Here is a 13,939-nt window from a genome sequence, read left to right as displayed (position 1 = left end):
TCCACAGGGGATGATGGCAAGTCACTTCATCCGATTACCGTACGAATCGGGGCGTGCCCCTCCGCGTCACTCGTTCGGCTTCGACCCCGGCTTCGGCGTCGGCTTCGACCACGGCCACTTCAGCTCGCGCCGCTCCCGCCCCTCGGGGGCGTACACATAGACCCAGCCGCGCTGGAGCCCGAGCCGCTTCGTGTAGCCGGCGGGCTCGCGCCGGTAGGCGTACAAGGTCGGCGGCCGCCCGTCGTGCGCCGGGACCGGGACCTCGTACCACTTCGGCGGGTGGCCGGTCGGGCCGAGCAGGATCGGCAGGACCCGGCCGTCGAGGGGGCCGCCGCGGAAGGGGGTGTTCTCGCTCTTCACCCCCACAGTCTCTCCCGCCCCCGGCCTCACAGCAGGTGCGCCGCCTCGCCCACCACCGGGATCACCCGCCGGGCCAGCGCCGCCACCGGCCCCTCGGGGGACTCCTGCGCGAGGAGCCGCTTCACGACCCCCGCCGTCTCCTCGTCGCTCGCCGTGGTCGCCGCCAGCAGGGCGACGAGATGGTCGACGAGCCAGTCCCGCAGCTCCGCCGCCGGCGGCTGCTTCCCCCCGTCGAGCCAGATGAGCGAGGCCGCCTCGACGGCGGCGATCCACGTCCGGACGAGCATCCCGAGCCGGGGGCCCGGCCGCTCCGCCCCGAGGTGGACGAGGATCTGCTCGGCGGCGGCCCGCCGCACCTCGTCCACGATCGCGGAGGTCCGGGAGGTCTCGGCGACGCTGCCGCCGCGGAGCAGCGCGCTGAACCCGGCGTCGTGTCCGTCGACGAAGGCCAGGTAGCGGTCGAGCACCCGGCCGAGCCGAGCCGTCGGCGGCCCGGCCGGCGGCTCGCTGAAGCAGCGGTTCAGGGCGTCGGCGGAGGAGCGCAGGGCCGCCTCGTACAGCTGCTGCTTGCCGCCGGGGAAGTAGCGGTAGACGAGGGGCCGCGAGACGCCGGCCGCCTCGGCGACGTCGTCGAGCGAGACGTCCTCGGGCGCCCGGTGGGCGAAGAGCTCCTGGGCGGTCTGGAGGAGCTGTCCGCGCCGCTCCTCGACGCTGAGCCTGCGGTACGCGGGGGTGGCGGCGCTCGTCATGGACCGCAGCGTAACCGCGGAGCCGACCCCGCGGGTGCGGCGGGCCCCGGGGCCTCCGGGGCGGGAGCCCCGCACCGGGCGCGCAGGGCCACGGATCCCTTCTGCGCGACTTGTTGACGGTCCGTCTACCAACGTGTGAGCCTGCTGCGAACGGACGGAAGGAGTCGCCAGTGTCGACGCACGACCTCTACGTGAACGCCCCCGCCGGACCCGTCTGGGAGGTTCCCGCCGCCGGCGCCGCCCGCTTCTCCTGGGACTACGACGACGGCCGCGAACGCCTCCTCGCCCTCTACCAGAAGGGCAAGGACAAGCAGTGGGACGGCGCCACCCGGATCGACTGGGGCGTCGAGGTCGACCCGTACGACCCGCTCGGCACCCCCGACGAGGTCCTGACCCTCCACGGCACCCGCCACTGGGCGAAGATGACCGAGAAGGACAAGGGGGACCTGCGCCGGCACTACGCCTCCTGGCAGTTCAGCCAGTTCCTCCACGGCGAGCAGGGCGCCATGATCTGCGCCGCCAGGATCGTCGAGTCCGTCCCCGACCTGGACGCCAAGTTCTACTCGGCCACCCAGACCATGGACGAGGCCCGGCACGCCGAGATCTACGGCCGTTTCCTCCACGAGAAGATCGGGATGCTCTATCCGATCAACGACGACCTCAAGGGCCTCCTCGACGACACCCTGCGCGACTCCCGCTGGGACATGCCCTACCTCGGCATGCAGGTCCTCATCGAGGGCCTCGCCCTCGCCGCCTTCGGCATGATCCGCGACACCACCGACAAGCCGCTGCCGAAGCAGATCCTCGCGTACGTGATGCAGGACGAGGCCCGGCACGTCGCCTTCGGCCGGATGGCGCTGCGCGACTACTACAAGCAGCTCGGCGACGCGGAACTCCGCGAGCGCGAGGAGTTCGTCATCGAGGGCTGCCACCTGATGCGCGACCGTCTGCGCGGGGTCGAGGTCCTGGAGAACTTCGGCATCCCGAAGAAGGAGGCGGAGGAGCTCAGCGAGCAGAGCGAGTTCCTGCACCTCTTCCGCAAGCTCCTCTTCAGCCGGATCGTCCCCTGCGTCAAGGACATCGGCCTCTGGGGCGAACGCCTCCAGAAGGCCTACCTGGACATGGGCGTCTTCGACCTCGGCGACTCCAACCTCGACCTGCTGATGAGCCAGGACGAGGAGATCGCGGAGGCGCTGGACCGCGAACGGTTCGCGGCGGAGGAGGCGGAGCGGGTCGCGGAGGTGGAGGCGGCGATCGAAGAGGGGGCCGCGGAGGTGTCGTAGGGGTGCCGTAGCGTGCTCGTCATGACCATGCCGCCATCGTCGAGCCCGCCGCCCCACCATCCGTACGGCGGACCCGTACCGCCCCCGCAGCAGCCCGGCGCCTTCGGGGCGCCGCAGCAGCCCAACCCGTACGGGGCCCCGCAGCAGCCCAACCCGTACGGGGCCCCGCAGGGCCACCCCCCGCAGGGCCCTCCGCCGGGCCACCCCCCGCAGGGCGTCCCGTCGCCGTACCCCGGGGCGGGCGCGGGGGCCTGGGGGCAGCCGCCCATGGGGCCGCCGAAGAAGAAGCTGTCGGCCGGAGCCGTCGTCGCCATCGTCATCGGCTCCCTGGTCGTGGTCGGCGGCATCGGCTACGGGGTCAAGGCCGGGCTCGACGGCGTCACCGGTCCCTTCCCCGAGGCGAAGCACAGGCTGGTCGTCTCGCAGACCGTCCTCGACGGCGAGTTCACCCTCCTCTCCGACCTCTCCGACACCCAGGGCAAGGAGATCGAGGACACCCCCGACTTCACCGTGAAGGACGCGAAGGCGGCGGTCGGGCAGTACAGCGGCAAGGACGGGTCCGTCCTCGTGCTCTCCGGGATGTACGGGCAGATCAAGAACCCCGGCACCACCCGCTCGTCCATCCTCAAGGGGGCCGCCACGGACAAGGGCTCCACGCTCGTCGTCAAGCCCAGGAACTTCACCCCCGCCGGCTACGACGTGACCGTCAGCTGCCAGGTCACCACCTCGAAGGACGGACTGAGCACGACGACGCTGCCCATGTGCGCCTGGGGCGACGAGAACACCGCCGCCGCCATCGCCCTCGTCGGCGCCGGGAAGGCCACCGCCGACCCGAAGGACATCGACCTCGCCGGACTCGCGGAGAAGACGGTCAGGATCCGCGCCGAGATCCGCAAGCCGATCGGCTGACCCGGGGGAGGGGCCGGGGCGGGGAGCACGGAGGACCGGGCTACGGATTCCGCGCCTCCGCCTCCAGCCTCAGCGCCTCCTCCATCACCGCCTTCGCGATCGGCGCCGCGCTGCCGCCCCCGCTGATGTCCGTGCGGGAGGCCTCCGCGTCCTCGACGACGACCGCCACCGCCACCGCCGGCTGGGCCATGTCGTCCGCCTGAGCCCAGGCGATGAACCAGGCGTACGGGGTGCCCGTGTTGCCGAAGCCGTGCTGGGCGGTCCCCGTCTTGCCGCCGACCCGGGCCCCGGGGATCGCCGCCTTCGTGCCCGTGCCCTCCTCCACGGCCCGCACCATCAGCCGCTGGAGCTGCATCGCCGTCGAGGGGTCCATCGCCTGCCGGTAGCTGCGGCGGCCCGTGCGGTTCACGGTCGTGCCGCCGGAGGTCGTCGTGCGGTCGACGAGGTACGGCTGCGCGATCTCCCCGTTGTTGGCGACCGCCGCCGCCACCAGCGCCATCTGCAGCGGGGTCGCCGTCGTGTCGAACTGCCCGATCGACGACAGCGCCAGCTGGTCCGGGCTCATCTCCCGGTCGAAGTCGGACTTCGCCACCCAGGACGGCACCCGGAGCCCCGTGTCGTTGAAGCCGAACCGCTCCGCCGCGTCGACCATCCCCGTCAGCCCCACCTTCACCCCCAGTCCGGCCATCACCGTGTTGCAGGACCACTGGATCGCGGACGCGAGGGACGCGTCGCCGCAGCCCGTCGCCTCGTTCGGCAGCACCTGCCGGGTGCCGGGCAGCACGAACGGGTCCGGGGTGTCCGTCGGCGCCTCCACGTCCCGCACCACCCCCGCGTCCAGGGCCGCCGCGGCCGTCACGATCTTGAAGGTGGAGCCCGGCGGGTACGTCTGCCGCAGCGCCCGGTTCAGCATCGGCTGACTCGGCGAGGCGTTCAGCCGCCGCCAGGCGTCCTTGACGTCCTGTCCGGTCCCGGAGAGCACCCCCGGGTCGTACGAGGGCGAGCTGACGAGCGCCAGGATCCGGCCGCTGGACGGCTCGACCGCCACGACCGCGCCCCGTTTCCCGTCGAGCCCCCGGAAGGCGGCCTCCTGCATGGACGCGCGGATCGTCGTCACCACGTCGCCGCCGGGCTGCCGGCCGCGGGTGAGGTCGTCCCAGAGGGGCAGCGGCGCCAGCATCGGATCGGTGCCCGCGAGGATCCCGTCCTCGGCGTGCTCGACGAGCGTCGTGCCGTACGTCTGGGAGGCGTAGCCGGTCAGCGGCGCGTACAACGGCCCCTGCTTGTAGGTCCGCTCCCAGCGCAGCTGCTGCCCGCTGTCCCGGGAGCCGGTCACCGGCTTCCCGTCGACGACGATCTCGCCGCGCGGCTTCGCGTACCGGTCGATCGCGATCCGCCGGTTGGCCGGGTTGTCGTCGAGGGAGTCGGCCTCGAAGACCATGACCCGGGCGGCGTTGACGAGCAGCGCCACCAGGAGGACGAGACAGAGCGCCGCCGCGCGCCGGATGTACCGGACCATCGGACCTCCCCGGGGGCCGGAGCCGGTCACCGCGCGGCCTCCCCGGGCGTCGGAGTCCTTCACCGCGCGACCTCCCCGACCTTGGCGAGCTCCCCGGTGTCGGCGGCGTCCGGCCGGGGCGCGCGGGCCGAGTCGCTGACCCGGATGAGGAGCGCGACGATCACCCAGTTGGTGACGACCGAGGAACCGCCCTGGGCCAGGAACGGCATCGCCATGCCGGTCAGCGGGATCAGCCCCATCACCCCGCCCGCGATCACGAAGACCTGGAGCGCCACGATCGAGGCGAGGCCGATCGCGAGCAGCCGCCCGAAGGGGTCGCGCAGCGAGAGGCCGGCGCGGTAGCCGCGGGCGACGAGCAGCGCGTACAGCAGGAAGAGCGCGGTGAGGCCGACGAGCCCCAGCTCCTCGCCGGCCGTCGCCAGGATGAAGTCCGACTTGGTGGCGAAGCCGATGAGGACGGAATGGCCGAGACCGAGCCCGGTGCCGAGCATCCCGCCCGCGGCGAAGGCGAAGAGCGACTGGGCGAGCTGACCCGGTCCCTGGCCCGCGCGGATCGAGGCGTACGGGTCGAGCCAGTCCTGCACCCTGCTGTGGACGTGCGGTTCGAGCGAGCCGACGAGGAAGGCGCCGGCGGAGGCCAGGACGAGGCCGACCGCGATCCAGCCGGTCCGGCCGGTCGCCACGTACAGCATGATCACGAAGAGGCCGAAGAAGAGCAGCGAGGTGCCGAGGTCCCGTTCCAGGACGAGGACGCCGACGCTGAGCAGCCAGATCGCCACGATCGGCCCCAGGACCCGGCCCGTCGGGAACTGGAACTTCCAGATCCGGCGGCCGGTGTACGCGAGCGCGTTGTGGTTGGCGGCGAGGTACGCGGCGAAGAAGACCGCGAGCAGGATCTTGGCGAACTCGCCCGGCTGGAAGGAGAGGCCGCCGATCCTGATCCAGATCTTGGCGCCGTTCACCGCGGGGAAGAGGATCGGCAGGATCATCAGGGCGAGCGCGGCGGCCACCGACACGTACGCGTACCCCTGGAGCGTCCGATGGTCGCGCAGCAGCAGGACGACCACGATGAACAGCGCCACCCCGACCGTCGACCAGACCAGCTGCGTCGTCGCCGCCTGGTCCTTCGGCGTCTCCAGGTCGAGGCGGTAGATCAGCACCAGGCCGAGGCCGTTGAGCAGGACCGCGATCGGCAGCAGCAGGGGGTCGGCGTACGGGGCGCGGAAGCGGACCGCGAGATGGGCGACGAGCGCGAGCAGCCCGAGCCCGGCCCCGTAGCGGGCGGCGTCGGGCGGCACGGCGCCGCTGCGGGCGAGGCCGACCTCGGCGTAGCCCAGGACGGAGATCAGGACCGCGCCGATCAGGAGCGACAGCTCCACACCGCGCCGCTTCGGGACGCGGGTGCCGGGCGGAGGTGCGGTCATGGCCGCAACGTAGCAAGCGGTATGCCCTATGTCCCTTTTGTGTGACGGTGTGCCGTGTTCGGGTGCGGACGCGTCGCCTCCGGGTGCGGGTGTCTCATCTGCGGGTGCGGGCGCGTCGCCTCCGTGTGGGGGCACGCTTTCGTGTGCGGGCACGCTCGCACCCCCGGGCCCGGACGGCCGTCACTCCTCGGGCGCGGACCCGTGCGCGTCGAACCGTACGTACTCCGGCAGCCGCAGCCGGGCCTCGGCGCCCCCGTCCGGGCCGGCGGCGAAGAGCAGCTCGGCGCCGATCACCTCCGCCTGCCCCACCGCGATGGTCAGCCCGAGGCCGTGCCCCTTGCCCCCGCTCTCGGTGCGGAACCGCTGCGGCCCCGACTCCAGCAGGTACGCGGGATATCCCGGCCCGTGGTCCCGTACGGACACCACCGGGCCGTCCACCGTCACCACCACCGGCGGTGCCCCGTGCTTGTGCGCGTTGGCCACCAGATTGCCGAGCACCCGCTCCACCCGCCGCCGGTCGGTCTCCACCGTGGCGTCCCGGACCACCCGCACCTCCGTGTCCGTGCCCGAGGCGCGCACGACCCGTTCGGCGAGCGGCCCGAGCTCGTGCACCGCCAGGTCCACGGTCTCGGTGCGGGCGTCGAGCCGCGAGATCTCCAGGAGGTCCTCGGTGAGCCCCCGCATCGCCCGCACCCGGTCCCGTACGAGCTCCGAGGGGCGGCCCTCCGGCAGCAGCTCGGCCGCGGCCGAGAGCCCGGTCAGCGGGGTCCGCAGCTCGTGCGCCACATCGGCGGTGAACCGCTGCTCGCTCTGCAGCTTGCGCTGGAGCGAGGAGGCCATGGTGTCGAGCGCCCCGGAGACCGTGGCCACCTCGTCCTGGGGCCGGGTCGGGTCCTTCGTACGGGGATCGTCCACGCGCGCGTCGAGGTCGCCGGCGCTGATCCGGCGGGCCACCTGCGCGGTGAGGTGCAGGCGGCGGGTGACCCGGGTGACGGCGAAGGCGCCGACGAGCAGGGTCGCCCCGATGGCCAGGACGGAGGAGCCGAGGATCGAGCGGTCGAGCGCGTCGATCGTCTCGGCGCTCTGGGTGTAGTCGAGGCGCACGGCGAGGGCGTGACCACCCGAGGGGTGCGCCCCGGAGGTGCCTGCCGGGCTTGGGGCGGGACCGCCCGAGGGGTCTGTGCCGGGGTGGTTCGTCGGGCTTGGGGCGGGGCCGTCCGAGGGGCCCGCTCCGGGGCCGTCCGCCGGGCCCGCGGCCCACATCGTCGGTCGGCCCTCGTGCTCCGCGACCATCGTGCCGCGCTCCCCGCGCGCGGCCAGCGCCCGCAGCGGGGCCGGGAGCCCGGGCGGATCGACGCCCGCGAACCGGGGGAGCGGCTCGCCCGCCTCGTAGAGCCCGCTGACCTCGGTGAGCCGTGCCAGGGCCTTCTCCCGGGAGTCGTTCACGGTCTGGCCGGCCACGGAGGCGTGGACGAGGACGCCGAGCAGGGCGGCGAGGGCGCAGCACATGACCGCGATGAAGACCGCGGCCTTCCAGGTGAGGGTCGCGGTCCAGGCGGGCCGCCGGGGCGCCCTCACGGCGTCGCCTCCGGGGGGACGGGCGCGGGGGCCCGGTCGGAGGACGGGCCGGGGCTCGGCGTCGGGCTCACCAGACGGGGCGCGGGCACCATGGAGGGCCCGGTGCCGGAGGGATTCACCCGGACGATCTCGTCCCGGGTGGGCAGCATGCTGCCCTGCTGCTCGTCCCAGGACCAGGCGGTCCGGTACTCGTAGCCGGGAATGCCGGCCGAGCCGACCCGCATGATCAGGTCCCGGCCCGCGAGCTCCACGCTGATGACCTGGTCGACGGTGGACATGATCCGGGTCAGGCCGCCGTTCTCGGCGAGGTAGACCCGTACCCCGACCTGCTGGTCCGGCATCCGGATCCCGACGATCAGCTCGTCCCGGCCGTTGCCGGTGAGGTCGCGGTAGTACGGCCGCAGGACCGGACAGGCGCCCGGCGCCGTGTCGCAGGCCTCGATCGCCCGGGCGGTCTGCTCGTAGAGGCCGTCCGGGCCGGTGTGCGTGTCGGGATGGGCGCGCACCTCGGCGCGGACGACCGCCACCGGGTCGACGGAGTGGACGTCGTTGTCGGCGACCTCGACGCCGGGGACGCGCTGGACGTCGGACTCGCCGTAGTCGATCGGCGGATTGGTGGCGGGCGGCAGATCGGGCCAGAGCCGGACGGGCCCCACGGCCGTGGGCGTGGGCCCGGCACTCTGGAGCCCGCCCTCGCCACCACCGCAGCCGGTGAGCGCGAGGCCGAGACCGAGGGCGCACAGGACGCCGACGACGCTCCGGACGCCGGCCGTGCCCGGGGCGTCGGGGGTGCTCCGGACACCGGCCGTGCCCGGGGCGTCGGGGGCGCTCCGGACTCCCGCCGCGTTTCGGACGCCGCGCGGTCTCACCCGCTGCCGTCCGCCAGGTCTCCCACGGCGCACTCCGCGCGGTCTCACGCTGCTCCTCGGTCGGGTCGATGGGGATGAGGCTCCCCGTAGACCTTATGCGGAGTGAAGTCCTTTTTGTCTCATCGTCGGATCGTCTCGATCCGGGTGGCTCTAGAACGCCCCCCGCTCCATCCGGGCCAGCGCCGCCCGGCAGAGGGTCAGCAGCTTCTCGTCGAGGTGGATGTCATGGCTGCCGGAGGCGCCCTCGCGGGCGTTGTGGCGGCGCCTGCGGGTCAGCTCGGTGAGGACGGCCAGCTGCGCCCCCGAGGCCGCCGGACCCATCTCCGCCAGACACTCCGCGATGTCCACGCGCGCGTGCCGGTTCTCCTCCCAGGCCGCGAGCAGCACCGGGAGCGACGCCGACGCCTCGCCGGACACCCGCCACAGCGCCGCCGCGCTGCGGACCCGCACCCACAGGTCCCGCGAGACCAGACCGGGCCGCAGGGCCGGGGCCGCCGAGGCCGCCGCCGGGCCGATCTCGCCGAGGGCCTGCGCGGCGGCGCACCAGTCCGCGCCCGACGTGCCCGGCCGCAGCCACCGCTCCAGCGCCGGCAGCACGTCCCCTCGATCCCCCTCGGCCGCCCACAGCGCCCGCGCGGCCGCCGTGGCCACCGCGGCCGAATCGGCGGCCAGGAGTCTTCGCATGTCCGGTACGGCCTCCCGGGCGGCGGGCCCGAAGGCGGCCAGGGTCCGCAGGGTGGCCTCCCGCACCCAGTCGCGCCGGTTCGCCGGCGCCTCGCGCAGCATCCGGAGCACCTCCGGCAGGGCCTGGGCGCCCCGCACGGCCGCCAGGGCGTACAGCAGCGGCGCCGCCCGGTCGTACAGCCGCTCGTCGAACTCGACCTCGGCGAGCCGGCGCCGGAGCAGCGGGGCGAGCATCGCTGCGGAGGGCCCGAGCCCGTCCATGGCGTACAGCAGCTCGCGCCGCACCTCGGCCTCCTCCAGGGCGCGGGCGAGCAGCGGGACCGCACGGGTGTCCCCGGCGCGGGCCAGCGCGAGCAGCGCCCCGTCCCGCCCGGACCGCCCGACGAAGGGGCTCTGGCCGGTGTCCTGCGCGGCCCCGCCCGGCCCTGCGGCCTTGCCCGGCCTTGCGGTTCCGCCCGCCCCCGCGGCTCCGGTCGGCCTTGCGGCCCCGCCCGGCCCCGCGGCGAGGCGGGTCGCGAGCGCGTCGGCGGCGGGGGCGCCCAGCTCGAAGAGCCGCTCAAGGAAGGACGTGGCCGCCTCACGGAGCCGGGGCTCAGGGTCCTGGAGCTGGGCGCCGATGAGCCGGACGACCTCCTCGTACCGCCCGCGCCAGACCCGTATCAAACCGCCGCACAGCCAGATCGCGTCCGAGCGCTGCCCCCAGTCGGGGCTGCGCAGCTGGGCGAGGATCAGCGCGATCCGGTCGTCGACCCGGTCGTCGAGGGCCGCGTGCAGGGTCCGCAGCAGCTCCTCGGTCCACGGGGCGGGCCGTCCCGCGGCGTGCTCCTCCAGGAGCTCGCGGACCTGCCCGATGAGGGTCGGCGTCGCGGTCCGCTCCGTGCCGGGGACGGCCGGGCGGCTCGCCGAGGTCCGGATCTCCTCCAGGAGCCCCGTCACCCACGGCACCACGTCCTCCGGGATGTCGCCGGGTGCGCAGCGCGCCCGCTGCGCGAGGGCCGCGAGCCGGAGCCCGGGGTCCTGGGCGGCGCGGGCGAGCCAGTCGAGCCAGTCGACGGTCTCGGCGCGCAGCGAGGCGTGCCGCAGGGCGATCCGCCCGACGGCGGCCACCAGCGCGAGCCGCACCTCGGTGTCGCGCTCGACGGTGAGCCGCTCCCGCAGCAGGGACAGCACCCGGACGGGCTCGGGGTGCAGGGAGGCGAGCGCGCACGGCGCGGCGAGCCGCACCTCGGGGTCGGGGTCCGAGACGAGACCGAGGAAGACGTCGGCCCCGGCGGCGATGGCGGCGGCGGCCATCGCGTAGTTGGCGGCGGGGATGAACTCCTCCTCGTCGGAGCCGAGTTCGTCCAGTTCCTCGTCGTCGTCGAGCTCGATGCCGCCGATGCTGGTGAGCAGCTCGACGATGCAGCCCCGGTCCTGGACGCCGGGGTCGGCGACGAGTTCGAGGAGGAAGGGGATGCAGGCGAGCGTCGAGTCGTACACGTCGCCCTGGTGGTGCACCGCGCCGTACATGCCGTCGAGGGCGGTCTCCCGCTCCGCGGGGTCGGCGGAGGCGAGTCCGCGGAGCAGCTCCGGCACGTCGTCCGCGGGGCCGTACGCGTGCCCCAGCGAGGCCCAGTCGACCTCCTCGATCCCCGTCAGCATTGCCAGGCCGCCTTCCCCGTGAGCGCTGTGCCAGGCAGCAAGTGTGCACCACAGGAGGGACGACAAGGCCGAACCGGCGACACCCGCCCCGCCCGGGGCGTCTGTTGCGGTCTCTTTGCGCCATGTACGGTGCGGAGCAAGGCAGTTGCTGTCGGTGTCCGTACGGGTGACACGCCGATGCCGTACGAGGGGGGCCGGGGCCGCCGCGCACCGTCGGGGCCCCTCGCCCGCCCCTCCCTCCCCCGCCCGCCGCTCCCTCCTCCCCGCTCCTCGGCGCGGACACGGACGAGCGCGGCCGTCCCGTGCCGCTCCCGACCCGACGCGATGCGACCGGGAGCGGCGGGGCGGTCCACCGCACCGGCCCGTGCTCCGACTCCGTCTCCGTCTCCGTCGCGAGAGACCCGCGCGAGCGCCAGTCGACTCCCCGCCGCCGTGGACCGCGTCGGGGTAGGCCGGGGTAGGCCGGGGTCGGCCGGGATGAGGTGGTCGGGGCGCGGCCGTCGGGGAGCCGCACGCCCGGCGCCCGGCGCTCGGGGCCGTGCGGGAGGGTCGACGGGAGCGGGCGGCGGGGCGTCGTTCGTGCCCGCGTGCCGAACCTCGCGCCGGATCCGGGCGGAACCCGCCCGGTGGGGCGGGTCGAGCCGCGGCGGGGCCGGCGGACCGAAGGCGACGTGCGGGACGGCCCCGGCCCGCACCCGGTCGGTGGAGCTCGGGCGACCGCCGTGCCCGGTTCGCCCGGGCTCCCCGTCCAGGGCGATCCCGGGCGGCCCCGGTGCGACCGGCCGGCACGACCGCCGGCCCGCCCGGGAGCGGAGTGACGGCGCCACGAGGCCCCCGTACCGCTCCAGACGTGGCGCGATGTCGCCCATGAGAACGGCGGGCGGAGCGGGATCGGCAGGGCTTCCGGAAGGGACGGCGGTGGTCCAAGGACTCGGCGGTTCCCGGCCGATCAGGCGCGGCCCCGCGGGCCCGTCGCTCAACTGCCCCGGAAGTCCGCACACCACTCAAAAACCCCAGAGGACCCCAAGCCCCCCGACGGCCTCTCCAGGAGCTCCGTGCTGCCCGAATCTGGGCAGAGAGGGTCGTGACGCGCCCCGAACTCCCCGCATAGCGAACAGAGTTCACCGCCCTTCGGGCAACACATGGTCAAATTCTTGTTGCAGACCTGTCAAACAGACGACTTCGCTGGCACGCTCACAGCCGCAACACCACCCCCACAATCCCCACGCTTTTCAGCGAAGGAGCCCGCGTGACCCGCCAGCAGTCTTCGTCCCGCCGCACCACCGCCCGAGCCGCCGCGCTGATCGCATCGGCCGCCATGGTCGTCGTCGGCGTCCAGACCGGATCCGCCAACGCGGACGCCCAGCGCGAGGCCGGTGCCACGGCGGTCCAGCTGACCGGCACCCAGCGCGCCGCCGCCATCCACGAGGCGCAGGGCGAGGCCGCGGCCACCGCCCGGTCCATCGGCCTGCAGGCCCAGGAGAAGCTGGTCGTCCGGGACGTCGTCAAGGACGCGGACGGCACCGTGCACACGCGCTACGAGCGCACCTACGAGGGCCTCCCGGTCCTCGGCGGCGACCTGGTCGTCCACCAGAAGAAGTCGGGCGCCCGCTCCACCACCAAGGCGACCTCGGCCCGCATATCCGTGGCGAGCACGACGCCCGCCGTCGAGCGCGCCGCCGCCGGCAAGGCCGCCCTCGCCTCCGCCGCCAACACGAACGAGGCCGTCGCCTCCGCCCGCAAGGTGATCTGGGCGGCCACCGGCAAGCCGGTCCTCGCCTGGGAGAGCTTCGTCACCGGCGTCCAGAAGGACGGCACGCCGAGCCGCCGCCAGGTCGTCACCGACGCCACCACGGGCAAGGAGCTGTTCTCCGCCGAGACGATCGAGACCGGCGTCGGCAACACCATGTACGCCGGCCAGGTCACCCTCGGCACCTCGGGCTCGTACACCCTGACCGACGCCACGCGCGGCGGCCACAAGACGTACGACCTGAAGGGCGGCACGTCCGGCCAGGGCACCCTCTTCACCAACTCCACGGACACGTGGGGCAACGGCCTCGCCTCCAACCGCGAGACCGCGGCCGCCGACGCCCACTACGGCGCGGCCGTCACGTGGGACTTCTACAAGAACGAGCTGGGCCGCCTCGGCATCCGCGGCGACGGCGTCGCGGCGTACTCCCGCGTCCACTACGGCAGCGCGTACGTCAACGCCTTCTGGGACGACTCCTGCTTCTGCATGACGTACGGCGACGGCATCGGCAACACCCACCCGCTCACGTCCCTCGACGTGGCCGGCCACGAGATGTCCCACGGCCTGACCTCCTCCACCGCCAACCTCCGCTACAGCGGCGAGTCCGGCGGCCTGAACGAGGCGACCTCCGACATCCTCGGCACCTCGGTCGAGTGGTACGCCAACAACCCCTCCGACGCCGGTGACTACCTCATCGGCGAGAAGATCGACATCAACGGCAACGGCACGCCGCTCCGTTACATGGACAAGCCCAGCAAGGACGGCAGCTCCGCCGACTACTGGTCGAAGTCGGTCGGCCGCCTCAACGTCCACTACTCCTCGGGCCCGGCCAACCACTTCTTCTACCTGCTCTCCGAGGGCAGCGGAACGAAGACCATCAACGGCGTCACCTACGACTCGCCGACCTACAACGGCTCCACGGTCACGGGCATCGGCCGCCAGGCCGCGTACAAGATCTGGTACAAGGCCCTCTCCACCTACATGACCTCCACCACCGGCTACGCGGGCGCCCGCACGGCCACCCTCTCGGCCGCCGCGGACCTCTACGGCACCGGCAGCACCCAGTACAACGCGGTCGCCGCGGCCTGGACGGCGATCAACGTCAAGTAACCCCACCGGGCACCGGACCCGCGCGGCACACCACGTGCCGCGCGGGTTCGCCGTTCCCGACGG

At 73.9% G+C, this 13,939-nt stretch carries 10 protein-coding genes; 3 read left to right on the top strand and 7 right to left on the bottom strand.

What is annotated here, in order from left to right:
• Nucleotides 1-66: 66 nt before the first annotated feature.
• Nucleotides 67-360 (bottom strand): hypothetical protein, encoded by a 294-nt coding sequence (locus tag ACFYUZ_RS11455; protein ID WP_389307859.1) that lies wholly within the window; start codon nt 358-360, stop codon nt 67-69.
• Nucleotides 361-386: 26 nt separating this feature from the next.
• The gene (locus ACFYUZ_RS11450) at nt 387-1,109 is read right to left on the bottom strand and encodes a TetR/AcrR family transcriptional regulator (protein WP_389307857.1); all 723 of its coding nucleotides are present in this window, start codon (nt 1,107-1,109) and stop codon (nt 387-389) included.
• 170 nt (nt 1,110-1,279) lie between these two features.
• Here ACFYUZ_RS11450 and ACFYUZ_RS11445 point away from each other — a divergent pair, with 170 nt between their 5' ends.
• Entirely contained in the window at nt 1,280-2,392 is a 1,113-nt protein-coding gene (locus ACFYUZ_RS11445) for a ferritin-like domain-containing protein (protein ID WP_389307855.1), read from the top strand.
• Nucleotides 2,393-2,413: 21 nt separating this feature from the next.
• Nucleotides 2,414-3,301, top strand: coding sequence for a hypothetical protein (locus ACFYUZ_RS11440; protein ID WP_389307854.1), 888 nt, complete (start codon nt 2,414-2,416; stop codon nt 3,299-3,301).
• Between the two features lie 40 nt (nt 3,302-3,341).
• Here the strand turns inward: ACFYUZ_RS11440 and ACFYUZ_RS11435 are convergent, their stop codons facing one another.
• The 5 genes from ACFYUZ_RS11435 to ACFYUZ_RS11415 form a co-directional block, all read right to left on the bottom strand.
• A complete protein-coding gene (locus ACFYUZ_RS11435; RefSeq protein WP_389307852.1) occupies nt 3,342-4,820 on the bottom strand; it encodes a penicillin-binding transpeptidase domain-containing protein in 1,479 nt (492 codons plus the stop codon).
• 59 nt (nt 4,821-4,879) lie between these two features.
• Nucleotides 4,880-6,244: an FtsW/RodA/SpoVE family cell cycle protein gene (locus tag ACFYUZ_RS11430; RefSeq protein WP_389307850.1), complete on the bottom strand. Its 1,365-nt coding sequence runs from the start codon at nt 6,242-6,244 to the stop codon at nt 4,880-4,882.
• Between the two features lie 180 nt (nt 6,245-6,424).
• Nucleotides 6,425-7,822: an ATP-binding protein gene (locus ACFYUZ_RS11425; protein WP_389307848.1), complete on the bottom strand. Its 1,398-nt coding sequence runs from the start codon at nt 7,820-7,822 to the stop codon at nt 6,425-6,427.
• On the bottom strand, nt 7,819-8,565 hold the full coding sequence (locus ACFYUZ_RS11420; RefSeq protein WP_389308543.1) for a hypothetical protein: 747 nt from the start codon (nt 8,563-8,565) through the stop codon (nt 7,819-7,821). Before ACFYUZ_RS11420 ends, ACFYUZ_RS11425 begins: the two co-directional genes overlap by 4 nt.
• A 276-nt stretch (nt 8,566-8,841) precedes the next feature.
• Nucleotides 8,842-11,016 (bottom strand): PBS lyase, encoded by a 2,175-nt coding sequence (locus tag ACFYUZ_RS11415; RefSeq protein ID WP_389307846.1) that lies wholly within the window; start codon nt 11,014-11,016, stop codon nt 8,842-8,844.
• Between the two features lie 1,249 nt (nt 11,017-12,265).
• Here ACFYUZ_RS11415 and ACFYUZ_RS11410 point away from each other — a divergent pair.
• Nucleotides 12,266-13,876: a M4 family metallopeptidase gene (locus ACFYUZ_RS11410; RefSeq protein ID WP_389307844.1), complete on the top strand. Its 1,611-nt coding sequence runs from the start codon at nt 12,266-12,268 to the stop codon at nt 13,874-13,876.
• Nucleotides 13,877-13,939: the final 63 nt, after the last annotated feature.

It is taken from the genome of Streptomyces sp. NPDC004266 (genome assembly GCF_042874095.1).
Classification (GTDB): domain Bacteria; phylum Actinomycetota; class Actinomycetes; order Streptomycetales; family Streptomycetaceae; genus Streptomyces.
The sequence above is the reverse complement of the archived record's forward strand: the minus strand, read 5'-3'. Positions and strand labels throughout refer to the sequence as shown.

What these genes read in the sequence shown, in the direction of transcription:
- ACFYUZ_RS11435 (WP_389307852.1), bottom strand. Translation starts at nt 4,820, where the DNA reads ATGGTCCGGTACATCCGGCGCGCGGCGGCGCTCTGTCTCGTCCTCCTG.
- ACFYUZ_RS11450 (WP_389307857.1), bottom strand. Translation starts at nt 1,109, where the DNA reads ATGACGAGCGCCGCCACCCCCGCGTACCGCAGGCTCAGCGTCGAGGAG.
- ACFYUZ_RS11415 (WP_389307846.1), bottom strand. Translation starts at nt 11,016, where the DNA reads ATGCTGACGGGGATCGAGGAGGTCGACTGGGCCTCGCTGGGGCACGCG.
- ACFYUZ_RS11430 (WP_389307850.1), bottom strand. Translation starts at nt 6,244, where the DNA reads ATGACCGCACCTCCGCCCGGCACCCGCGTCCCGAAGCGGCGCGGTGTG.
- ACFYUZ_RS11440 (WP_389307854.1), top strand. Translation starts at nt 2,414, where the DNA reads ATGACCATGCCGCCATCGTCGAGCCCGCCGCCCCACCATCCGTACGGC.